This is a genomic window from Novipirellula rosea (genome assembly GCF_039541335.1).
Taxonomy (GTDB): domain Bacteria; phylum Planctomycetota; class Planctomycetia; order Pirellulales; family Pirellulaceae; genus Novipirellula; species Novipirellula rosea.
In genome coordinates, this window is record NZ_BAABGA010000088.1 from 11,893 (window position 1) to 35,811 (window position 23,919).

Annotated in this window: 17 protein-coding genes; 8 read left to right on the forward strand and 9 right to left on the reverse strand. The window is 54.1% G+C overall.

Translation table 11 applies throughout. The features are described 5' to 3' along the window. Window positions 1-1,494: 1,494 nt before the first annotated feature. From ABD971_RS28420 to ABD971_RS28445, 6 genes are all read right to left on the reverse strand, one after another. The gene (locus ABD971_RS28420; protein ID WP_345327121.1) at window positions 1,495-2,787 is read right to left on the reverse strand and encodes a suppressor of fused domain protein; all 1,293 of its coding nucleotides are present in this window, start codon (window positions 2,785-2,787) and stop codon (window positions 1,495-1,497) included. A gap of 440 nt (window positions 2,788-3,227) precedes the next feature. Beyond that, the gene (locus ABD971_RS28425) at window positions 3,228-3,395 is read right to left on the reverse strand and encodes a hypothetical protein (RefSeq protein WP_345327122.1); all 168 of its coding nucleotides are present in this window, start codon (window positions 3,393-3,395) and stop codon (window positions 3,228-3,230) included. 917 nt (window positions 3,396-4,312) lie between these two features. Beyond that, window positions 4,313-5,470 (reverse strand): dipeptide epimerase, encoded by a 1,158-nt coding sequence (locus ABD971_RS28430; RefSeq protein WP_345327123.1) that lies wholly within the window; start codon window positions 5,468-5,470, stop codon window positions 4,313-4,315. Further along, the gene (locus ABD971_RS28435) at window positions 5,467-6,666 is read right to left on the reverse strand and encodes a C40 family peptidase (protein WP_345327124.1); all 1,200 of its coding nucleotides are present in this window, start codon (window positions 6,664-6,666) and stop codon (window positions 5,467-5,469) included. Before ABD971_RS28435 ends, ABD971_RS28430 begins: the two co-directional genes overlap by 4 nt. A gap of 2,049 nt (window positions 6,667-8,715) precedes the next feature. Further along, a complete protein-coding gene (locus tag ABD971_RS28440) occupies window positions 8,716-9,495 on the reverse strand; it encodes an SDR family NAD(P)-dependent oxidoreductase (RefSeq protein ID WP_345327125.1) in 780 nt (259 codons plus the stop codon). Window positions 9,496-9,581: 86 nt separating this feature from the next. Next, window positions 9,582-10,373, reverse strand: a complete 792-nt coding sequence (locus tag ABD971_RS28445; RefSeq protein ID WP_345327126.1) for an SDR family NAD(P)-dependent oxidoreductase — start codon at window positions 10,371-10,373, stop codon at window positions 9,582-9,584. Between the two features lie 878 nt (window positions 10,374-11,251). Between ABD971_RS28445 and ABD971_RS28450 the strand changes: the two genes are divergently transcribed. From ABD971_RS28450 to ABD971_RS28460, 3 genes are all read left to right on the forward strand, one after another. Continuing rightward, window positions 11,252-12,076 (forward strand): sulfotransferase, encoded by an 825-nt coding sequence (locus ABD971_RS28450; RefSeq protein ID WP_345327127.1) that lies wholly within the window; start codon window positions 11,252-11,254, stop codon window positions 12,074-12,076. A 489-nt stretch (window positions 12,077-12,565) separates the two neighbouring features. Beyond that, window positions 12,566-13,843: a metallophosphoesterase family protein gene (locus ABD971_RS28455; RefSeq protein ID WP_345327128.1), complete on the forward strand. Its 1,278-nt coding sequence runs from the start codon at window positions 12,566-12,568 to the stop codon at window positions 13,841-13,843. A 240-nt stretch (window positions 13,844-14,083) separates the two neighbouring features. Next, the gene (locus tag ABD971_RS28460; RefSeq protein ID WP_345327129.1) at window positions 14,084-16,261 is read left to right on the forward strand and encodes a 3-keto-alpha-glucoside-1,2-lyase-like domain-containing protein; all 2,178 of its coding nucleotides are present in this window, start codon (window positions 14,084-14,086) and stop codon (window positions 16,259-16,261) included. A gap of 318 nt (window positions 16,262-16,579) precedes the next feature. Here the strand turns inward: ABD971_RS28460 and ABD971_RS28465 are convergent, their stop codons facing one another. After that, a complete protein-coding gene (locus tag ABD971_RS28465) occupies window positions 16,580-17,170 on the reverse strand; it encodes a hypothetical protein (protein WP_345327130.1) in 591 nt (196 codons plus the stop codon). 365 nt (window positions 17,171-17,535) lie between these two features. On the opposite strand from ABD971_RS28465, the gene ABD971_RS28470 reads away from it, so the two are divergent. The 3 genes from ABD971_RS28470 (at window position 17,536) to ABD971_RS28480 (ending at window position 20,145) form a co-directional block, all read left to right on the forward strand. Next, window positions 17,536-18,087, forward strand: a complete 552-nt coding sequence (locus tag ABD971_RS28470) for an RNA 2'-phosphotransferase (protein ID WP_345327131.1) — start codon at window positions 17,536-17,538, stop codon at window positions 18,085-18,087. A 100-nt stretch (window positions 18,088-18,187) separates the two neighbouring features. Further along, window positions 18,188-19,258 (forward strand): ADP-ribosylglycohydrolase family protein, encoded by a 1,071-nt coding sequence (locus ABD971_RS28475; RefSeq protein ID WP_345327132.1) that lies wholly within the window; start codon window positions 18,188-18,190, stop codon window positions 19,256-19,258. Further along, a complete protein-coding gene (locus ABD971_RS28480) occupies window positions 19,258-20,145 on the forward strand; it encodes a M28 family metallopeptidase (protein WP_345327133.1) in 888 nt (295 codons plus the stop codon). Before ABD971_RS28475 ends, ABD971_RS28480 begins: the two co-directional genes overlap by 1 nt. Window positions 20,146-20,147: 2 nt before the next feature. On the opposite strand, the gene ABD971_RS28485 is transcribed toward ABD971_RS28480, so the two are convergent. Continuing rightward, the gene (locus ABD971_RS28485; RefSeq protein WP_345327134.1) at window positions 20,148-20,402 is read right to left on the reverse strand and encodes a ferredoxin family protein; all 255 of its coding nucleotides are present in this window, start codon (window positions 20,400-20,402) and stop codon (window positions 20,148-20,150) included. Window positions 20,403-20,472: 70 nt separating this feature from the next. Between ABD971_RS28485 and ABD971_RS28490 the strand changes: the two genes are divergently transcribed. Both ABD971_RS28490 and ABD971_RS28495 read left to right on the forward strand, forming a co-directional pair. Continuing rightward, window positions 20,473-21,918 carry a protein kinase domain-containing protein gene (locus tag ABD971_RS28490; protein WP_345327135.1) on the forward strand — a complete coding sequence of 482 codons (1,446 nt, stop codon included), beginning with the start codon at window positions 20,473-20,475 and terminating at the stop codon, window positions 21,916-21,918. A gap of 475 nt (window positions 21,919-22,393) precedes the next feature. Then, on the forward strand, window positions 22,394-22,810 hold the full coding sequence (locus tag ABD971_RS28495) for a hypothetical protein (RefSeq protein WP_345327136.1): 417 nt from the start codon (window positions 22,394-22,396) through the stop codon (window positions 22,808-22,810). Window positions 22,811-22,842: 32 nt separating this feature from the next. Here ABD971_RS28495 and ABD971_RS28500 read toward each other — a convergent pair whose 3' ends face one another. After that, window positions 22,843-23,148: a hypothetical protein gene (locus ABD971_RS28500; RefSeq protein WP_345327137.1), complete on the reverse strand. Its 306-nt coding sequence runs from the start codon at window positions 23,146-23,148 to the stop codon at window positions 22,843-22,845. Window positions 23,149-23,919 lie beyond the last annotated feature (771 nt).

Consider the following 23,919-nt stretch of genomic DNA (forward strand, 5'->3'; position numbering starts at 1 on the left):
TAGAGTGCTACCGAACGCGGTTTTGATTTTGTCGAAGATCAGTAATTTGGGTTCAAATTAAGTTTGACGCAGTTACCCGCGAGCAATGCATGTGCGACTCACCTGTCTTCCTATATTCAATGCGGAGAGAGAGAGTGAGGACCTACCGGGAGTTAATCCCGTGGAGGTTCGAGTCCTCTCGGCCGCATCCAAAAAGCTCCGTCATACACGGGGCTTTTCCGTGCGCGGATGGTATTTGGGATCACGTCCCGACGCCCCCAAGCTTACCCGGTTTGACGGAAACGCCCCGGTTTGGCCAACTAAGGCCAATATTCGCTGCATCCGTTTCCGAACTTTGATTATCGAACGCGTCGACGGGCGAAGTGGCCAGTTACGGCTGAATAACGCTTCGCCGAGGGCAACACGGCGGTAAGCGATTGGGCCCCCTGCAAGTGACTCGCTGCGAAGCCAAGCGTAAGCGATGTTGGGCACCGAAAATGAAGGCCGTTATTTTCTATCTAGACGGCTCTCCTCGCCGATAGCGTGTTCGAGCGAGGGAAGACAGAAAGATTGATTACCACGATGGCGCTTCTTCATTCTTCTGTCGCGTTAATATTTCTGTCTACACAGATACATGAGTGAGTGCTGGCATGGGGCGGACCAAACCATCAATCAACTGAGACTGGGCATTATCACACTCTGTACCGTAGCAATCTTAGGGCGACCATCTTTCACAAAGACGCTGAATTCAAGGAGAAGCTACGCCAGTGTCAGGCTTTGTTTTCGGTGATCGCTGGTTCATGTCGCCCCGTTGGGGCTTTGGAATTGTGCTTTTTCCATCATCCACGGGCTCACGCCCCGTGGCTACATCGTTCCGTCCCGTTAGGACTAAACATAGCCACGCTCGTGACGATAGGTTGGGCAAAGAAAAAAACTCTGGTTGGTGGACGTTGCTGATTCCGTGAACCTTGGCGGGCAAATCAAAGGGGACGCGAAGAAATCTAATGGAGGCATCTAGTGGGTCGGGTTCAATACTGTTCGGCCTGGTTGCTGCTGTGTCCAGAGGTGATCAGGACTGCAGCGGTGATGTTGATTCCGGATGCGAATTGCCAGCTGGAGGACGGCGGTCAACCACTGACCGCACAGCAGCGAATCGCCGAAGTCACGGGACTTCAGTCGGCGCGTAGAGCTTCTACAGTGTCTTGGGTTTCAATTTTTTTCGCTGTGTGCTTCTCGTTCCCCCAAGATGCCTCGGCCGAGTACGTAGAAGCAGATCATCTCGCAGGTGCGATTGTTCGGCTGGCCGCCGGTGTAGATCGCTAGCGCATTTTTGAGGTGTTGGCTTTCGTCGCTTGGGGAGTCGCTTGGGCACTGGCTTATCCGCTGCGTGTCCAACTGGCGGACAATCCGCCAAAGATGACCCGATGCGCAAACGCCGTGCCCAAAACCAGTGAAATTCAATGCGCAACTTTTGTGCTGAACAGTATTGGGTCTGACCCATTGTTTGTGCTGTCTTTAAATAACACTCGGTCTATCAATATCAAGAATTCGACTAACTTCGGCGTTATCTAAGGCTTTGAGAAAAGCTGGCGCCCCCTGTTCGATGATCATGCGGTGCTCTGCTTCGTAAATTGGCATTAGGCAAAGGCAGTTGATCAATTTGCCGTCGGATCGCTCGAAGGTTTCCAGCGCTAGCAGTGCGGTTGAAGAAAATTTGACATTGGGCCCAAGAGGCGATTCATTTGCGACGCAGGTGACAGGCGGCAAAAAGTAGTCGCCTTCGCGTGTGGGGTGATTGGCCAAATTTAGAATCAATTGGATTGGCCAAGTCCATTGAGGGGCCTCATCATCAATGTTCCACTCCCCAGGCAACTGCATGTAGAGCTCTGCGTACCCCGCTTCGTTCAAGGTCTCTTGCGGCACATTCATAGGATGTGCGGAAAGGCCCGTGGTGAATAGCGTGATGGGCTCACTCGGGGTTTGTGGCTTGATCACGTGGACCGTCACGCCCAATCCAATCGACAGACTATCAGAAAATGTCTTTGAGTCGACTTTTCCAAATGCATTTTGGAAATAGTCGACCACCTCAGACAATTGTCCGACAACGACCGCTGTATCTTTCGTTCGGTCGGCAAGTGATTTGGCGGGTGATTCGCCAGGGCTCTCACTTGATCGAGTGACCAACTGCAACTCAGCAGAGGGCTTGGCACCCTGCCTAACCAAAAACTCCCGAACTACGGGGTCTCTTGCCCATTCAAGAACGGTGAACTGAGTGTCAGTGTCGTAAAGCTGATGCAGCTGATTCACATTTGCTCCATGTTTTATGAGCAGTTGCAAATACAGTAGTTGGCGTTCCGTCGGCTTTTTGGCGTTAATCGCATTGACAAGATGTCGGTCGGCATTTGGATCTGCCCCATGCTCCAAGAGCAACCGGACGATGTCATCTTTGCTGTCGTTAATTGCATACGTGAGTGGAGGCTGGTCCAATTCCCCTACTTGCGGATTGACATTCAAACCATGGTCGAGCATGGTTTGAACAATTTCCGCATTTCCATTTCGGATCGCATATTTGAGCCAAAGGCTTTCTTTTTTTTTGACCTCTTGATAATCAGGAACTTGGTGTTCGCGGCAAAACGTTCGAACTGCGTCGTTATCCTTATCACTTATCGCTTTGCACAGAGTTCGTCGCTCATCTAGTTTCATCTTTGTTTTCCAAACTGAATTTCTGAATCGATTTATTGTGTTTAAAATGCGACGTGATCTGTAAGGGTACGGCGAGAATCTACCGCACCTTTCAAGAGCAATCAAATGGGGCAATCCTCTTCGTTTCAGCGAGCGCCGGTGGCAGGCTATCGAAATGCTCCGAGCGGACGTGGCAGGCGGGCTTTATCGCGCGCGAAACCGTGACAACCTGCGGGCAACCCTCTTCCACGGAGAAACGGATTTCGATGAGAAGCTGTGCTGGTGACAGGGCTTGTGTTCGGCGATCGCGTGGTTCATGTCGCCCCTTCGGGGCTTTCGGATTGCGTTGTGTCCAGCATCCACGGGCTCACGCCCCGTGGCTACATCGTGCCGTCCCGTTGGGACTAAACCGCAGCCACGCTCGTGGCGATGGGCGAGGGTTTGTGGATGCGGGGGCACATGCCGGGCTGCGACCCCTCCGGGGGCGAAAATGTTTTCGCATTCTCGATTCCATAGAGACATTTAAGGGGTCAAGAGACATTTAAGGGGTCAAACCTCTTTGATGATTACGTCAATCGATGCACTGCGTTAGCCCATGATTGGCGGACTGTGGGAAAGTTGGTTGAGGTCGCCAGAGTTAGTTCGTAAGCTCGTTCGAACTCGTCCGGTGTTTGATCGTTGAGCGTTTGGTGGATACGGTTCGTGTTGTAGTGCGTTTCGATCAATCGAAACACGCTGAGCCTCGCTTCTTCTATATCGGCAAGCGTTTCGAACTTCGTTCACTCATGTATCACCAGCCACGCTCGTGTTGATTGGTTGCCCCGTGTATTTGACTCATTCTGCCACAACTCATTGCGGTAGTCGTTCTGCTGGGTTGTCGTGTGCGTGGATAGGGCAAAATGATTATTTGGCAAAATAATTTCCAGACTGGAGATGCTTTGGCTTTTCATCATTTTGCCCGTAAATTATTTTGCCTATTTCCAATGCAGGTTGCTTGTGGCTGCGCCAGGATGAGACGCGAGATTCGGAATTTGAGAAATCAAATGGGGCAATCCTCTTCGTTTCAGCGAACGCCGGTGGCAGGCTAGCGAAATGCCTCGATCGCTCCGAGCGGACGTGGCCGGCGGGCTTTATCTCGCGTTGAACCGCAGCAACCTGCGGGCAACCCTCTTCCACGGAGAAATTGATTTCGAAAAGAAGCTGCGCCGGTGACAGGTCTTGTGTTCGGTGATCGCTGGTTCATGTCGCCCCTTTGGGGCTTTGGAATTGTGCTTTTTCCATCATCCACGGGCTCACGCCCCGTGGCTACATCGTGCCGTCCCGTTGGGACTAAACCGCAGCCACGCTCGTGGCGATGGGCGAGGGTTTGTGGATGCGGGGGCACATGCCGGGCTGCGACCCCTGCGGGGTCGAAAATGTTTTCGCGTTCTCGATTCCATAGGTGGCGCTTCGCTTACCTATGGCTATTTTCTTTAATCCCTCTCGGGATAGGATCGGAATTCATTCGTCATGAGACGGGTAGGATAAATTGGCTCGTCGGGCTGGGCGAGGTAAACGTCCGGGGCTTTAACACAAAATGCAAAAGCGCAACTTCAAAACTTACGGATGGGCTACCTGCTGTCGCCACACCCGCAGCGAGTGAAACGAGACATCAGATGTTCCGCTTTCGGATCCCGATGCCGGGCAAGTCGCTGAGGGTTAACTTGCCGTCGATCACCTTCACTCCCTCGTAGAGATCGTTGGTGATTAGCAGGTTCCCATCGAGATCGGCCCAGTCCACGAGCGGCGACAACTGTGCGGCCGCCGACACGGCGCAAGACGTTTCCGTCATGCATCCCATCATCAAACTCATGTCCAATGCTCGAGCCACGGTGATCATCTTTTGAGCCTCGCGCAAGCCGGTGCTCTTCATTAGCTTGATATTGATTCCGGAATACACTCCTTGGAAGTCGGCCACATCCCCCAAACGCTGAAACGCTTCGTCGGCAATGATGGGAAGCGGGCTTTTGGATGTCAGCCAAGCCAAATCATCGACGGCGGTCTTGGCAAGCGGTTGCTCCACAAACTCAGTTCCCTGCTCTGCCAACCAGTGCACCATCTCCAACGCTTCGTGCTTATCACTCCACCCCTGGTTCACATCGACATAGATCGGCACGTCCGTCACCGAACGCACCGCTTCGATCATTTCCCGGTCGTTGCCTCCCCCTAGCTTGACTTTCAACACCTTGAACCGCGCAGCCTCCTTTGTCTTCAGCTTGACCATTTCAGGAGTGTCGATCCCGATGGTAAACGAGGTCATGGGGGTGTTTGCCGGATTGATCCCCCATAATTTGTGCAGCGGCTTGTCGACCAACTTGCCTAGCAGATCATGCAGGGCAATATCCACACAGGCTTTTGCCGCTCGGTTGCCTTCGTCCAGCGAGTCGACATAGGCCAGAATATCGTCCAACAGAAAGGGGTCCTTAAACTGCTCCAACTTCACCTTGCTGAGGAATTGCATCACCGACTGCTGCGACTCGCCCAGGTAGGGAGGCATCGATGCTTCCCCATACCCCGTCAATCCCTCGTACTGAATCTCGGCAAGCACCACGGGCGTTGTTTTTCGAGAGTTTCCAGCAACGGTAAAGGTGTGCTCTAGCTGCAACTCATAGGGCCTGAAGCTCAGTTTCATTTTCCCGTTGCCAATCGGTGCCGGCGCCGCCTCGAGCGCTGCAGGGTTTTCCTGTGCCGTGCCCTTGGTCTGTGGCAATGCAGCCGCCAGCGAGGTCACTCCCAGACCGCTCAGAAAGGCTCGTCGTCCGCTTTTCATTCTCCACTCCTGATGATTTCGTTGTAAAAGGCATTCTTTGCCGTGGGCTGGAAACCTTCATAGGGCTCGCCCACAATCCTAACCGCTTTCACAAACATCGCGGGGTAGCTCTCGATGAAATTGGGTTGGGTGCTGTCCATGCTGTTGATGCTGACTCGTTCCCGGTAACCGGCTGAGTGGATGTATTCGCCGCCACCGATGTACATGGCCACATGGGTTACCTTCTCTTCAGCTTCTGCCGATGCTTTTCTGCCAAAGAACAGCAGATCCCCCGGTTCCAGAGCGTCCGAAACAAAGTCGGTCGTCAGTTCCCTACCGATCATGGCCTGCATGTTTGCGTCGCGTGGCAACAGCATTCCATTCATGAAATAGACATTGCATATCAGTCCACTGCAATCAATGTTCTTGGACGAAGTGCCTCCCCATAGATAAGGAATCCCATGGAACTTCAGGGCGGTCTGAACGAGACTATCCTGCACGGTCGTTTGATGAAAAATCGCATCGGCCGAGACCAGCTCGCGACTCTCCACCCACCCTCGACGTCCATCGGGGTACAGGACCTGAGTGAATCCATCCTGTTGCGAGACTTTGCATACGATGTTCCCGATCACGAGGTCGCTGACCGGCAACGACTCGACATTCGGGTCACTGTAGGACCGTCCAGCCTGGACCGTATAAATGACTTTTTCGGACTCTTTGTACGCCGTCAGTTCTTGTTGATTGATACGCTGCACTTCGGCGGTATTCACCCAGCCGATGTAACCGTCGGGAACTTGGATCAGACTCTTGCCACGCTCCGTTTTCAGGATCCGCACGGGGGTGCCCAACAGAGCCTGAGTCACAAGTTCCTTGGTGCTGCTGGGTTCGCGCCGCAAATGGATCACTGAATTATTCACCAGTGCATTGACGATGGTTCCCGTCTCCTTTTCAGGAAGTAACACCAATTGGTTGACCACCTCTGGAAACTGCTTCTCAAGTGCTTGCTGGACCGCATCAAACGTTTTCTGACTGGACAGGTTCCCTCGTACCTGCAAGGTCCCTTGCGCTGCATGAACCTGAACATCCCACAGTTCGATTCGAGAATCTGGTGCATGCGTCTCGCGTAACGAGTCCAACAGTTCATTCAGCTCTGCAATGTTTGGCGTCGTTGGGGAGGCAAACGAACAAGCGAGCAACAGCGGCAGCAGCACGATCATCAACATTCTTCCGCGAGCTTTGGGTGGCAAATCAATTTATCTCGGTACGGCGATTCCGCGAGACAGCGAGGTGGGCTTTTTGAAGGCATGAACTCCCGCGTCCAGTGGCGAGGACTAAAAGCAATCAAGGTGAGCGGTGGGCTAACTCCATCGACGCCAAAACGATCCCGAGTCCGTCGGTTCAGGCGACGTCTAGTTTACACCGACGGCAATGGACGTGTGCGCCCGAGGAAACGAACACCGAAGACTGCAATCGCCGTCGCTCTTGGCAGCTTTCGTCGCCATTATGAGTTCGGTTCGGGGACGACAGAAACATTGGTGCGACAGAAAGATTTCATTAACGCAGTGGGGCTTCTTCATTTTTTCGTCGCATCAATATTTCTGTCTACAGAGATACCTTAGGTACTGTTTGGAAATAACTTCGTGATTCCAGTTTTGTTAAAAATCACGCGGGAAGTGTTTTCTCTGTAGTGGACGAGGCTACGAGTCTCGTCGTGCCACTAAGTCGCTGGGACTCGTAGCCTCGTCCACTACATCCAAAGTTCATGTCATTCGGGTTACATCTTGAAATGACGAAGTTATTTCCGAACCGTTCCTTAATCTTCTTCGGCTGTCCGCGAGCGGGCGAGAGGATTGCGTGGTCGGGATTTACAGGAAAATGAGATGACAGGAAAATGAAAAAGCTATCGTGGCGATCAGAGAATTTTTCTGTCGCACCAATCTTTCTGTCGTTGTCTTATCGAATGTTGGCTGCAGGAAGAGATGGTGAGCGGCAGGAAGACTGCCGGGCCTCATCGCGAGCGGGCGGTTTGAATCGACCGTTTTACTCGCTGCAACCGGACGGCTCGCGCCGTACCGCTACGTAAGGTACTGTTCGTAAATCGCTTCGTGATTCCAGTTTTGTTAAAAATCACGCGGGAAGTGTTTTCTCTGTAGTGGACGAGCCTACGAGTCCCGTCGTGCCACTAAGTCGCTGGGACTCGTCGCCTCGTCCACTACATCCAAAGTTCATGTCATTCGGGTTACATCTTGGAAATGACGAAGTTATTTCCGAACCGTTCCTTGATCTTCTTCGGCTGTCCGCGAGCGGGCGAGAGGATTGCGTGGTCGGGATTTACAGGAAAATGAAAAAGCTATCGTGGCGATCAGAGAATTTTTCTGTCGCACCGATTTTTCTGCCTATACCTAATCGAACGTTGGCTGCAGGAAGAGATGGTGAGCGGCAGGAAGACTGCCGGGCCTCATCGCGAGCGGGCGGTTTAAATCGACCGTTTTACTCGCTGCAACCGGACGGCGCGCGCTGTACCGCTACCTAAGGTACTGTTCGGAAATAACTTCGTGATTCCAGTTTTGTTACCAATCACGCGGGAAGTGTTTTCTCTGTAGTGGACGAGGCTACGAGTCCCGTCGTACCACTCAGTCGCTGGGACTCGTAGCCTCGTCCACTACATCCAAAGTTCATGTCATTCGGGTTACATCTTGAAATGACGAAGTTATTTCCGAACGGTTCCTTAATCTACTTCAGCTGTCCGCGAGCGGGCGAGAGGATTGCGCGGTCGGGATTTACAGGAAAATGAGCTGACAGGAAAATGAAAACGCCCCCGTGGCGATCAGAGAATTTTTCTGTCGCACCAATTTTTCTGTCTATACCTAAGCGAACGTTGGCTGCAGAAAGAGATGGTGAGCGGCAGGAAGACTGCCGGGCCTCGTCGCGAGCAGGCGGTTTGAATCGACCGTTTTACTCGCTGCAACCGGACGGCTCGCGCTGTACCGCTACCTAAGGTACTGTTCGGAAATAACTTCGTGATTCCAGTTTTGTTAAAAATCACGCGGGAAGTGTTTTCTCTGTAGTGGACAAGGCTACGAGTCCCGTCGTGCCACTAAGTCGCTGGGACTCGTCGCCTCGTCCACTACATCCAAAGTTCATGTCATTCGGGTTACATCTTGAAAATGACGATGTTATTTCCGAACGGTTCCTTTGTGAGTGCTGGCATGAGCCGGATCGGATCATCAATCATCCACGTATTTTCTGCAGTGGTGTCAACTAGATCATTTCGCCGTCCAGCCTCCGTCGACCGTCAACATGCTACCGGTGACGTAGCTGGACGCGGGACTGGCGAGAAACAAAGCGGCACCCTGAATCTCGCTTAGCTTCCCCCATCGCTGCAGTGCGGTTGCTCCGACGATAAATTGCTTGGCCTCCTCGGTCTCGGCGATCGGTACGTTCATCGGCGTCAGGAACGGCCCGGGACAGATTGCGTTCACGGTGATCTTGTCCAACGCAAACTCCAAACCGAGCGCCCGCGTCATTTGGACCACCGCTCCTTTGCTGGTTGCGTAGGGCGTTCGATTGGCCAAGCCGACGAGCCCCAGGGTGCTGGCAATGTTGATGATCCGGCCGTACTGCGTCTGCTTCATTACCGCCGAAACATGTTTACAGCACAACCACATGGCATCGACATTGATGCTTTGGACTTTGCGAAACTCTTCCAGCGATAACTCCTCGATGGGGCCTCGGATGTTGATGCCCGCGTTGTTAACGAGGATGTCAATGCGACCGAACTCACCGACGCAGCGCCGCGTCAACGCTTTGACTTGGTCTTCATCAGAAACATCCGCGGCCATTCCAATCGCTTTGATGGGATACTCCGCCGCGATCGCCGCCGCAGCATCTTTGGCTTCCTCTTCGTTGCGACTGACGAGCAGCAGGTTGGCGCCAGCGGACGCCAGGCCCGCCGCCATCGCTTCACCGAGCCCCTTGGATCCACCGGTAACGATGGCAACTTGGTTGTCGAGACTGAATTGCGAAATGCCGGGCCAGCGAGTCATTGATCGTCCACATGAATTGAGTGATTTGAAAACGTCGACCGGTCCCGAATTGCGTCGGGTAGGGTCGGGGCTATTGTAAGGTAAGATCAACAGTGCATCACTTGGCCGCCGTCGATGTTGATCGTCTGACCGGTGATATTCTTGGCATGTTGCGATGCGAGGAAGATTGCCATCGCGGCGCACTCCTCGGCCGATTGCCAGCGGCCAAGTGGCGAGACGCGGCGCAGTTTTTCCTTGGACCATGCCTCGAAGGACCGTCGTTCGGACTCGGGCAATCGCGTTTGACTTGCTTCCCAAATGGAATGAGTCAGTTCGGATTGCACCATCCCGGGCGAGATCGCATTGGATCGAACGCCAAAGGGAGCCAAGTCGCGAGCAGTACACTGCATGAAATTAATCAACGCCGCCTTGGCTGCACTGTAGGGTGGGTCCGTCTGCGATCCCGTTTGACCGGCGACCGAGGCGAGAAACAAGAACGTGCCCTGTCTGCGGTCGGCAAGTTTGGGGGCGAAAACATGAGCAACATTCACCGCCCCGAGCAGGTTGACCTCGATCACCCGCGTCCAATCGGACGGATTCAGATTCCAAAATGGGAAACCTGAAACGCCGCTTCCGACGCCGACCGAAAACACAACGTGTTGAATGTCCACCGCTAAATCGGCGACACGACGGACATCACCGATCTCGGACACGTCACCCGAGACGAACTCGACAAACTTGATTTCACTCGAAGACGCAGGCTGTTGTCGATCAAAGCCGAAGACGCGACAGCCTTCCGCCGCGAAAGCACTGGCGATCGCATGTCCGATGCCTCGCGCGGCACCAAAAACGATAACGCCATGTCCATCAAGTTGCAGGTTCATTCGTGTGATACTCAAGAGTTATTTTTCCTACATCGATCCTTGGTACGCGTCAGCGCCGCAGCGATGCATTCGATTCCAAGCCGCCGGTTTGTCAGATACAGTCCTACCAAGCTCGACTGAAACGATCTAGTAGGTTGCCAATATCTCGTAGCCTCTGCAGCCAAAAAATGATCGGCTCTTCGCTGTGGAGCTTCTACACTTTTTCGGTCGCGTTGATGTTTATTCGGTCCAGCCGCCTTTGCGAACGCAGTGCGTGGCGATCGGAGCTAACTCAGAAGCGTCTGCGATCCGAATGAGAGAACAACCCAGCTGGCGTGGGCAGACAGGTTGCGGTCAACGCCGCTGCGGCTGAGAGGTATCGATCGTGCGATACAGAGATTTCATCCGCTGATGTCAATACCGGCGACTCTTGTCGTTCATGTGTGCTTGGCTAGAAACAGACAGAAAGATTGCAAAGACAGAGTGTTGAATGGATTCATTATTTTGCCTTGATGTTTATGTCAAATTTGTGGGGGAATGATTGGCGAGCAACGTGACGTAACTGAATGACGAAGGCGTGACGCATGCGAACACCCGCTGCCGGGGTGAGCTCCGCCAAATCGTGTCCACCACTTATCCTCACAGGTCGTCGCTGAACCCATAACCCAGTATATTTCTGAACGTCCAGTACAAGCGCGCGAACCGCGATGCGTGGTACGACGACAATGACACAAGGCAATGACAAGTGGGTGATCACGCTGGCCTTGAAATCATAGCTTACCGCCCCATCACGTTAACTGTTGACAAGACACTCTAGGAACAAATGGCAAACGCAAGCCCACTTCACAGCGAACCTCCGTCCGCAAGGCTGCGAAAGCCGTTCAGCTCTTCGACAGTGCGTTTGAGATAGTATCATGGCACTTTTTAAATTCAACAGAAACGCACCGTCCACTGGCGAGCATCCTTTTTTTGAACTCCCGCTGATCATTGCCAGTGGTCTCGGCCGCTCGGGGACAACGGTTTTGCGGCAATGTCTTGCTGCCCATCCAAGAGTCGCCAGCTACAACAAAGAGTGCAACTACATTCACAATCTGATGCGTGCAGCGAACTTGCATGTCGAGACCTTTCCCGAATCTCCGCCTGTCGGACGCCGTGAATTCTGGAAGGTGCATCGCCGCGCGTTACTGGATATCTATTGGCCGCAGGCGAATTGGCGGGCCCCCGACGAGTACTCGGCCATTTCGACTTACTCGATGCTCGACCCGCGAGCCGCAATCGGGCTGAAGGATGCGTTTCCTCGACTGGCGATTTGCTACATCGTCCGAAACGGAATCGAAGTTGTTTCGTCCTACAACTCGTTTCGCGGATTCAAGGACATGACCTTTGAAGACGTGTGCAAACTTTGGTCGCTTCGTCAGGATATGTTGCAGTACCAGTCCTCACAATCGCATATTTTTCTATTTCGACACGAATGGTTGATCGACGAATTGGAGGCGTTTAAGCGACAGATGGCGGACGCTTTTCAATCGATCGGTCTCAATTTTGATGAAGCTTGTCTTGCACCGCTTTCCACGCGATTTCACCCGACTCGATTCATAGGCGAAGACCGCCAAGCCGCGAAAGATCCAGCCCAGCGGACGCGGCGTTGGAAACTCTGGAGCGATGACCAGCGGGAAACGTTTGCGACAATCTGCGGCGAGGCCATGGAAAATCATGGATACGAAATTCCTTGGCTTTAGGTTGGTGAATACGTTTTCAGATGCAGAAGCACTTGACGGATGACACGACGCCGAACCTCAGTACCGCTGGTAGGACGCAGCGCACGGCAAAACACCAATTCTCCGCGGGCGACGTGTTCTTGAAGAAGGTCGTCAAATGGAGCTTGCGATGTCGCCCCAAGCCAAGTCGACTTTGCTTGTAGCCGATTCAATGCAATGTCCAGCACGCTTCGACTCTCAACGCGGACTTGAAGACCCCTCTCCTCCGCTGTGATCCCCATTGATCAATCCTTGCTGGACCAACCCCTTGGGCTGCGGTGGCTTGTAGGACCGGCGTGAAATTATCCACCACCACTTCGCTATGACCATTGCTGCGATCTTCGTTCCACAAAAGATCGAGACGTGTGCCTATCGAGACGTGTACCTAAGAAGTATTTCACTGTTATCGCTCAAGTAAACAGATTTGCGTAAACTGGAACGACCACCGTTCACAACCTATCGAGACCCACCATGTTCAATCGTCGTCAATTTCTCGGCAGCGTGCCTGTTTCTGCGGTCGCCATTTCAACGGTCCATTTAAATGCTCAAGCCCATGGCAACGAAGTGCAAACGGATAGCACCAACGCCGGCGAACTAATCGCCAGCCCTCCGGTCGTACAAAATCCTCGCAGCAACGGGTTTGGCGTCAGTGTCGCCGTGAATCAGTTGGCGACTGCGTGGGTTGAGTATGGCTTCCGCAAAGACGACTTGCCGTTCACTGCGGTGGCGAGCCAGCATGGATTGATCCGCGCCGACGATCGTGTCCTGCATGTACGCGTCCATCACCCCGAAGCCCTGCCAATCGATCGGCCAATCTTTTACCGCGTGAAGGTACAACCACTTCGCTACGCAAACGCATACGTGCTCGAGCGTGGTGAACCTCAATCCACCGCGACCTATCCATTGCGATTGACGAGCACAGCGGCTCCGCGGATTCGCATCGTCAGTATCAATGACACGCACGAAAACTTGGAAACGATCCATTCGCTTCACCGCGAGATTGAAAAACTCGATCCCGATTTGCTGATTTGGAATGGCGACAGCTGCAACGATTTCGACGCTAGCGATTCTCCTGAACAGATCCTGCTGAATCCCGCCCAAAATCCACAGCGATCTTGGGCGAGCACTCGTCCGATACTGTTTAGCAATGGAAACCATGACGTGCGAGGTCAACGAGCTCGTGAAGTCATCGACAGTTTTGCCGCGGCTCCCGAGTCATCGGAACTCCCTTACAACCAAGCTCTACGGTTCGGGCCTCTTGCGTTGATCACGCTTGACACCGGAGAAGACAAACCGGATCACCATCCCGTATTCGCAGGCACCGCAGCCTACGAACCCTACCGAGAAAAACAAGCTACATGGTTGTCTCAAACGCTCGAACGATCTGAAATCGCCGATGCACCCTACAAGGTCGTCGCATGTCATATTCCGCTGCGTGGAACCGATGGGCAAAATGATGGCACAACGCTCGATGGGTACGCAAGCTACAGCGGTTTTGGGGCCAAGCTATGGCTGCCGATGCTGAAACAAGCAAATTGTCAAGCAATTGTATCAGGGCACATGCATCGCGACCGACTTGATGCGGCAAGCAAGGACATGCCGGTCCTTCAGTTTGTCGGCGGTGGTCCAAAACCGGATCAAGCCACACTGACGATCATTGATGCGAGTGACGACGGCAACCAGAAATCGTTAACGATTCGTATCGTGGACCTCGACGGCAAAGTATTGCATGAACACCAATGGTCGTAACAGTATTCTCTGTTAGATAGGTTCGTCAGAATCAGGTGATTCGTATTGGCGGTGGAACGAAAGTCTTGACGACTTCCGCTACGCAAAAAGATGCATCACATCGTTCATCGGTCAGGTTGAACGATCGATTAAGCTTTCAGTCTTCCGTCGTTCTTTTATCGCTCCTTTGCTTGACCCCAGGAAATTCGAGTATCATGGGCCGCGTATTGTTCGTTCCCCCTCATTGATAGGTCTGCTTCGATGCGATTGTTTGGCTTGGTCCACTGTTTATGGCTGTCGTTGTTTACCGTCGCAGGAGTTTGGTCGAGCGTCTGCCTTGCCGATGAAGCAAATGATTCGGACGATACCGCTGCCGAACAGATTTCGCTGGTGTCACCCGAGGATGATTGGAGCCAGCCTTCGTTTTGGCGGACCGGGAAAGGGAAACCTGTGGGCGAGGGCTGGGAGTTTGCCGAGGGTGAGGTTCGTTTAGTAAAACCTCGCACCGGCGACGGCAATCTGCTAAGCCCTCCCCTGCCGCCAAACTTTGAACTCGCTTGGGACTGGAAGATCTCGCCAAAAACCAATTCGGGACTCAAGTACCGAGTCCGCAAATTTGGCAACCGCTACTTGGGAGTGGAATACCAGATTATCGACGAGGCGATCCCGCTGAAAAATCCGAGTAATGGCTCGACCGCCGCGATCTACGACCTGCAGGCTCCCGCACTCGACAAGCCGTTGAAACCAGCCGGCCAGTGGAATCATGCGAAAGTGGTCGTCCAGGGCACTCACTTGCAACATTTCCTCAATGGAAAACTGGTCGCGGAAACGTCCACCGTGGGAACGGCCTGGGACGCGATCTACGCTCGCAGCAAGTTTTACGTAGAGTCCGGTTTCGCCCAACCCCGAGAGGGCGACCGCGTGATGTTGACCGATCACGGCGGGAAAGCGGCATACAAGAACTTTCAATTGACCACCTTGCCGGCCCCCTCGGAGGCTCCCGCGGCATCGTCCACCGAGGGGCCGTTTCTCGCGAACGGGATGCGGAATGGCTGGGCCGACCAAAACTCAATCGTGTTGTGGACTCGGACAACCCAAAACCGGGAAGCGAAGATGGATGGGCTGCCGTTTGTGAAATTGTCTAATCGCCAGGCAAGAGAACTTGCATTGGGGACCGACGCGAACGAACTTCTTGCCGCACAATTACCTGCCGGAGCGGAACTCGATCAGATGCTCGGTGCATGCCCCGGCGCCGCCGGCGAAGTGCGGCTGACTTACTTCCCAAAATTAAAACGCTACGATTCGAAGACGACAGCTTGGACGAGTACGAACGCGGCACAGGATTTTACGGCTCAGTGGCATTTGAAAGATCTAAGGCCGGGGACCGAGTACGCAGCAATCGTGGAAACGCGACCGGTGGGCAACGACGAGGCTTTGCAAGCACCGCTGTCGGCGGTTTTGCGAGGCAGCTTCGAAACGGCACCCGAAACGAGCAGCAAGAAAGACCTGCTGTTTTGCATGACCACCTGTCACGATTTCATTCGCCGTGATGATGGCGATTTAGGACACAAAATCTATCCTGCCTTTGAAAAGATCAGCCCTGATTTCGTCGTGCATGCCGGCGATATCGAATACTACGACAAACCCGATCCATGGGCGATGACCAAGGAATTGATGCGGTTCAAGTGGCAGCGTCTTTTTGCCTTGCCCAACAATCGCCGTTTCTATGCAAACCACACAACTTACTTCATCAAAGACGACCACGACACACTCAAGAACGATTGTTGGCCAGGCCAGCGCTACGGCTCGGTCTCTTTCGAAGAAGGCGTCAAGCTGTTTAACGAAGAACATTTCCCCTCGCATCAACCGCGTTACCAAACGGTTTCGTGGGGCAAGCATGCACATATCTGGGTTTTGGAAGGCCGCGATTTCCGCAGCCCCAATACGATGCCGGACGGACCTGAAAAGACCATCTTGGGCAAGGAACAAAAAGATTGGTTGTTGCAAACGCTGAAGGAATCCGATGCGACCTTCAAATTGCTATTCAGCCCGACGCCGATTGTAGGTCCGGACCGTGATAACAAGAGTGACAACCACGCCAATGACAACTTCGTTCACGAGGGAGACGAGCTGCGGCGGGCGTTTGCAGAGATCGACGGTTTGATCATCTTTTGCGGCGATCGACATTGGCAATACGCGTCGCTCGATAAAGAATCAGGACTTTGGGAATTCGGCTGCGGCCCCGGCAGCGCCGATCATGAACTGGGATGGAAGCCAGGCGACAAACGGCCAACGCACCAATTTTTGCGTGTCGCGGGTGGCTTTTTGTCAGGGCAAGTCAAAGCCAAGGGAACGGATGGCAAGCCGGAACTGACGCTGCGTCATCACGAGGTCAATGGCAAGCAAGTAAGCGAGTTCCGTTTCCCCGTCAAAGAATAATTCTCGTGATGTGCTCTCGCTGTCGCAGCTAGGCGTCGTTTAGAAACGCAAGTGGCGTGGCGGAATTCGTCAAGAATTTCGTTCGATGGCGTGCATCCCGAAACTCTTGATGGCTTGTTGATTTACTGAGCCGTGACGCGTCAGCGGCCGGGTCCCACGCGCTACCCGGTGCCTGACGGCCCACGGCTCACTGGCCTGATTCACATCTAGATTAAATCAACGAGCCGTCGATCCGTGCGATCAATCGCGTGCATCCCCGCAACGCGTCGCTTGTTTCGCAACGAAATGCTTTACAGCGTTTTCCTTCCCTGCCACGTCTCACGATTCCGATGGAGAATCGTCCGGTGGAGCATCGTCCGATGCAGCGTTGCCCAGTGCATCACCAAGTTGGGTCATGAAGAAGTTCATTTCTTCTTGGTTCTGGCGAGACTGTTCGTGCCACTGAGCTTCCGTGAGCTCGAACGCTTGCTCGCCCAATCGTTCGACCGCCAGACGCGTGCTCTGGACGACGACGCGGCCGTTATGGTTGCTGAACCATTCCAAATACAAACATTTACGCAAAGTGAACGGCGGCTTCTCGCCCGCCCTCAGTCGCCGAAGCAATTCTTCGGTCGGAATCTCGTGGTGCTTGATGACTTGGTCGGCCGTGATATCGCCGACGACTCCCGATTGATCAAGACTGATGCCGCTGTAATCGGGCGGTTCGTCGCCACCGAATCCTCTATCGAGCTCCGGCGATTCCCGATTGATACGAAACTTCCATCCAGCTAAATCAGGATGGCAATTTCCCGACAGTTTCAATTGCATTCGCTCGGCAAAGCCTTCGAGTTGTAACCAACCGACGGTCCAGCCGAGTTGTGTGTTATCAAGCTCTCCTGCTTGTACAAGGTGCGTCGGTCGCCATGCCATTTCAGTCACTTCACATACGAGTATCGAAGCTTTCTGTGATTGAAAGTCTTCATCGTACCATTACCGAGCGGTTGGTTCAGCTGAATATTTGTGGTTAGCATTTGCTAGAGAAGGATGCCGCAGGACGTTTTGCATTGTCGTGATCGACACCACCAGGTCTTGTCGTTCTCGAAAATCGCTGGGGCCCGCCACCTCGATCGCGACCTACGATGTTTGCAATTGGCAGCTGCGAATGGAGTTTCGTAGATCATTTGCGTCGGCGCCGCGAACTTTGGGCTTGTTGTCGCGGTGAAACCGACCTTAGCGAACCTTGCCATCCCACCTGCCATCCCAGACGACAACTATTTTCGGTTAGAATCGCAGCCATGAAAACAGACAAGTCACTCGTCACGATCAGCAAATTTTTGAGTTTGGTGCTTCGGCATCAACCCGAAGTCGTAGGCATGACGCTCGACGATGAGGGATGGCTGGACATCAATGAACTGATTGCGGCAGCAAATGCACACGGAACACCATTGTCGCTGGAACTTCTTCACAAAGTCGTTGCGACGAACGACAAGAAACGGTTCGCGCTCAGTGACGATGGTCTTCGTATTCGGGCGAATCAAGGACATTCGGTATCGGGGGTTGATTTGAACCTCATGCCGCAGACGCCTCCGGAAACCCTATTCCACGGCACGGTTGCTGCGTTTATCGAAAGCATCCGAGCCAGTGGCTTGCAAAAACGGTCTCGTCACCACGTGCATTTGTCGGCAGACGAGTCAACGGCAACCAAGGTCGGAGCGCGGCGTGGCAAGCCCATCATCCTGCGCGTCGACGCCGCAGCGATGCACCACAATGGACATCGCTTCTGTCGTTCGGCCAATGGCGTTTGGCTGGTCGACGCTGTGCCGGTGGAGTATCTAAAATTCCCTTAGCCAAATCTTCGATGACACGTGGATCCCGCGGCATGCTGTTCGGTTTTCCACTCGCAATTGTGCGTTTCCCCCTTCTACGATTCATTTTGGAGCCAATCGAGTGCAGCGTGACGCCATCATCGGATGCATTTTGGGAACCGCCGTGGCCGATGCACTCGGTTTGCCGTACGAAGGTGTTTCGCCCAATCGAGCACCGCGATTACTCGGCCCGCCGGATCGCTATCGGTTTTTCTTTGGGCGAGGCATGATCTCAGATGACACCGAACACACCTGCATGGTGGCTCAGTCGATGATCGAGGCCCTGTCGAATTCTGGCGAACGCGTTGACGTTGATCGGTTCACGAAGCGATTTGCATGGAGGCTGCGATGGTGGATTTTGGCTTTCCCCGCCGGGGTCGGGAAAGCGACCGCTCGGGCGGGAATCAAACTTTGGTTGGGGGCGAAGCCACAAAACGCCGGCGTTTTTTCTGCAGGAAACGGGCCCGCGATGCGTGCTGCGATCTTCGGTGCGGCGATCGACGACGTTTCGTTGATGCTGGAACTGGTTCGCGCATCGACACGGCTCACCCATACCGATCCCAAAGCCGAATTTGGTGCGGTCGCCGTGGCGCTGGCCGCAAAGCATGCCCGCGAACACATCTCACCCGATGCGAACCTTTGGCTCGAGCAAGTTGTCGATACGCTTGGTGAGGACGCTGCCGAACTAGTCGATCTGCTTCGGCAAGCGATCCAAAGCGTCCATTCCGGCGATTCGACGCAAACGTTTGCTCAGTCACTGGGACTCGGCCATGGCGTGACGGGGTACACCTATCACACCGTTCCGGTGGCCATTCACGTTTGGCTGTCACACCCGCGAGACTTTTCCCGTGCGGTGGCGACGATTATCGAGTGCGGTGGCGACGCTGACACGACTGCCGCGATCGTTGGCGGAATCGTTGGTGCTGCGGTCGGACGCGATGGAATCCCACAGCCGTGGATCAAAGGAATCGCGGAGTATCCGCGTAGCGTTTCATGGATGCAGAAGCTTGGCGAATCGCTCGCTGATGCAGTCGATCGCAAACCACCCGCGCCCGTTCCGGCCATCAACCCCATCGCTGTCCTGCTTCGCAATTTGCTGTTCTTATTGATTGTCCTCTTCCACGGTTTCCGCCGTCTTGCTCCGCCGTACTGATGAATATTGACCGTGAACCCATCGAAGCGAACCTACGTCTGCATGTCGATCGACTTGCGGGGCTGATCGGTCCACGCACACTACAAAAGCCCAAAACGATCCAGGCGACCATTGGCTACATCCAGACGCAATGGCAGGAGATGGGTTATACGGTTGATCGTGAAAGCTACGACGCAGAGGGCGACGAGGCAACGAACCTGATCGTCGAGCAGCCTGGCACCAAACGTGCCGACGAGATCGTGCTTCTCGGTGCCCATTACGACACCGTGTTCTGCACCCCGGGTGCTGACGACAATGCGTCCGCCGTCGCCGTTATGTTGGAAGTCAGTCGGCTGCTTCGAGAATACCGTGGCAGGCGAACCGCTCGATACGTCGCGTTCGCGTGCGAAGAACCACCGTACTTCATGATCGCCATGGGCAGCCAACATCATGCTCGTCAATCGCGAAATCGCGGCGACAAGATCGTCGGCATGCTCTGCTTGGAAATGGTGGGCTACTACAGCCTAACGCCTGGCTCACAATCGATTCCTCCGGGGATTCCCAAGTGGATGCACCGGTTCTTTCCTAAACGAGGAAACTTTCTAGCCGCCGTCGGCAATATGCCATCGTGGAAATTGTGCTGGCAGTTCCGCCGTGGCTTTAAACGCGGAACACGGCGAATGCCCTTGTTTTCGATCTGTTTGCCCGAGAAGATTCAAGAGATTCGGCTCAGCGACAACAGTTCGTTTTGGGACAAAGACTATCCGGCACTGATGCTGACCGACACCAGCTTTCTTCGCAATCCAAACTATCATCAAGCCACCGACACCCCCGAGACACTCGACTATCCACGCATGACCGAAGTCACGCTCGGCGTGGCTGCGGCGATGCGTAAGCTACTGGGTTAGCCTTAGTCGTGGGCCGAGGGGCATTCTTTCGATTTTGTCGCACCGAGTGCGATGAATCCTTTCCACGCCTCCGGCACGTCGTCTTTGTAGAAGATCGCTTCGGCAGGGCATTCCGGAACACAGGCTCCGCAGTCGATGCACTCGTCCGGGTCGATGTAAACCATCGCCTCGTCTTCATGAAAACATTCAACTGGGCAAACGGGCAAGCAAGCTTTGTCTTTGCAGCCGATGCAGGGCTGGGTAACCACCATTGTCATTCAATCGCCTTTCATTTTAAGTTGGTTTCTCGTCCAATACGGGAGTGAGAAAGGAATATGGAAACCGGACATGGGCGAAGTAAAAAAAACAAACAATCTCCTCGTGCTAACGGATCAGCCGGATGGATGGCTGCTGCGGCAGTGGAAATTGGGGGATGAACGTGCCGCCGAGGTTTTGTTCGACCGCTATGCCATCCGCCTAGTCGCCCTGGTCGCCAGCCGCCTGAATCGCCGATACCGAAGCACGATCGCTCCTGAAGAGGTCGTTCAGTCTGCGTTGGGCAGTTTCTTTGATGCCGTCAAACACAGCCGCATTCACGCCAGCGGTAATGTTTCGCTATGGCGACTTTTAGCGACCTTTGCTCGGCGAAAGATGGCTCGATCGATCGAACGTCAAGCGGCCGCGAAACGGGGTGGAGACCAGAATAGAATCTCGCTGGACGATGTCCTGTCGGCCCCGATCGACGACCGAAACGAGTCCGATGATGACGAAGCCGGCCAATTTCTGAAGACGCTCCGAGCAGAACTTCCCGAATCACTTCGCGTTATCGTCGAGGGATTATTGATAGGTCAAACTCAGCGAGAGATCGCCGATTCACTTGGAATCGATGAGCGAACGGTCCGGCGCCGGCTTTCGCGGGTTCGCACGATGCTCGCCCCAGAGCGTGCCGTCGTTACCAACGTACAAGAAACAACAATCACGCAACCGACGCTGCCGCGAGTGAGCTACCACGAATTCGTTCTTGGCAGATTGATCGGAGCGGGCGGTTTTGGGAAGGTTTATAGAGCTTCGATGCAGGTCGACGGCAGCATCGTCGCGGTCAAGTTTATGCGTAAGGCATTCTGGCAAAACGAGCCAGCGCGGCAAACCTTCCTTCGTGAAATTGATGCAGCGTCTCAAATCAACCACCCCGGCGTGATTCGTTACCTTGGCTACGGCGTATCACCGCATGGCGGCCCCTACGTTTTGAGCGAGTGGGTCGACGGCCAATCGCTTCATGACATCGCCACTGCGACGATCGAACAATTTACGGGTTGGTTGATTCAAGTCTGCCTTGCTCTTGATGCCGTCCACGCCGCCGGTCTCGTGCACGGCGATCTTTCGCCAAGCAATATCTTGGTTGACACGCACGATCGAATCACAATTACCGACTTCGGATTCTCACAAGTCTTTGCAGCGGACACGCCTCCAATCCTGGGCGGTACTCTCGGCTTCGCCGCGCCCGAACAAATCGATCCATCCTTTGGTCGTGTCAGTCCCAAAACGGACATCTATGCAATCGGCGGATTGGTTCACTGGTTTCTATTTAAACAACCGCCGAATCATGGAAGTCAACTGGGCGAAATCATTGCGGAAACGATGGCAGATCAAAAGCGCGACACTTCGCGTTTCGCACACGCTCCGCTGCCGTTCCGAACGATATTGAATTCAACGTTGCTAAGTTCGCCTTCGCAGCGGATCAATCTTGCGAGTGCACTCGCCATGCTGCAGGCACCGATGCGACTCGGGCGGTGAACTGCAACGCTTCGGTCGATGCTACCTCTGCAGGATTAAAACCTCGCGAACACGCGTCGGTGTCCGCAAAAGCCCAGTCCTGTTCCGGTGTCAGCCTCCGATGCACGCCCGATCCGTCGATTTTTCAAATCAGACTGATTCACCAGATTTGACCGATCTTTTCGATGCCCTAGTGGCCGACCCGGTGGAGTCACCGTTCGATCAAACCAGAACAAGATCGACGTTGGTTGAAGAGGGCAGTTCGTCCTGGGTAGCGAACGCGGAATATCCAAGTCCACCCAGCTCGCCATCAGTTCTCGTCCGCTTCTTTAACGGTATGCAGTTTGCTCAGACTTCGCTAACGCGTCGCTGCTTACGAGAATTGACAAACCGTTGATGGCCTCCACTAAGCTGAACCCGTCGGTACGGCCTGAGGAAGTCCTAGAGCGATATGCGTCGCGTGCTCCCTGCGGTACCTTAGATTAAAGTGATAGCGGTGTTTAGATTTTTCGACATTTACAATCGGAACAAGCGTGCGTTGTCCGAGCCATCACACCTTCGCAAGGAAATTGAATCTTGGGGCGGCAAGGTGATTCAGCAGCGTGCGATCGGCCGGCCGACGGAGGCACCGTTTCCAAACACAAGAGTGTTTCCAATTCTTTACGAGTTTCGCGTGGATCACGAAGGTCGCAAGGGCATATGGTACGTCCGCACGTCAAACGACGACGGGCCACCTGATTGGGCCTGGTTCAATCTAGATCATAAAGACTCGCTTCCGATCGATCACCCGAACGCGGTTGTAATTACCGAACCCATCACTATCAGCCGGAATCCTAGTTGGCTGATTGTTGCAGTGATGATCATCGTCATCGGGATCGTGGTCTCTCTCGCCGTGACGATCGTTATGGGATAAACCACCATTGCTGAAATGAGAACCGGCCACTTCTATCGGTTTGTCAAATCCTTGGGAACGGGCATTTGATAGGACGTGATTTCATCTTTGCGTCCGTGCCGCTTGAGCATCTCAGGAAAGCGTTCCACTTCGATGTCGGCAAAGTCATTTTCCAAGTGCGAACTTTGGTGGGTGGCACCAACCAAGTTATGGGGTTGCAGCGGTCTTGTCGTTGCGTTGGCATTTTTGCCACCTCTCCACCAATTTCTATTGGGGGAGAGGTCGAACGGAGCCTTCAGCGACGTTCGGGTGAGGGGGCTGACCGAGCAAGTTGCCGGCGGCGGCATTGTCACGTCCATCTAAATTGCTCGCCAGTTGCGCGGTCCCCCCCTCACCCGAGCAACGCCTTTAGGGCGTGCTCGACCTCTCCACCAACTTCGAAGACTGCTTATTTAGTAGCAAGCGCGTAGGCCGGAGGCCGGAGGCCGGAGGCCGGAGGCCGGAGGCCGGAGGCCGAAACATGACTTGCCGTTGGCGTGAGCCAACGGTTTAGGGGCGACCTGTCACCGTAAGGCCGGAGGCCGATACACTGACGGCAGAGTGTGTCGCCCGCTGGGCTATATTTTCCTACCACCGCTCGCCGGTGGCTCACGCCACCGGCAGAGGGTGTGTCGGCCTCCGGCCTGTGATCAATGCGACTAAATCAGCAGTCGACTTCGTCGGGGGCAAGGTAGCTAAGGAAGTTGCCGGAGGAAAAAGATTAGCGCCCAAAATCGACGGCTACTTCGATGCAGACGATTGGTTGTTTAAAGCGGTGCAGAATCGAGCCGTTTGAATTCATTTCCCTGACTCGCCCTGATCTCCGCTGACATTTCTCAGAGTTGACTCGGCCAGAGAAGTTTCCGCCAATGCGTAGTTTTTGCCAGCACCAGCGTCGGCACCGGTGCAGTGAAGCGGACCTTCCATGACCGCTTCGATCGACTTGGCTCACTGAACACCGAATACAAGATTTGGCCCAGGCGAAGCCTTCTCCCTGGCGGAAAAGAGTCCTGACACCTTTGATCCCTATGACACCTGGTATGTCCCCCAGATCAATGAAATCTAGTAAAGGGACCACCTAAATGCTCCAT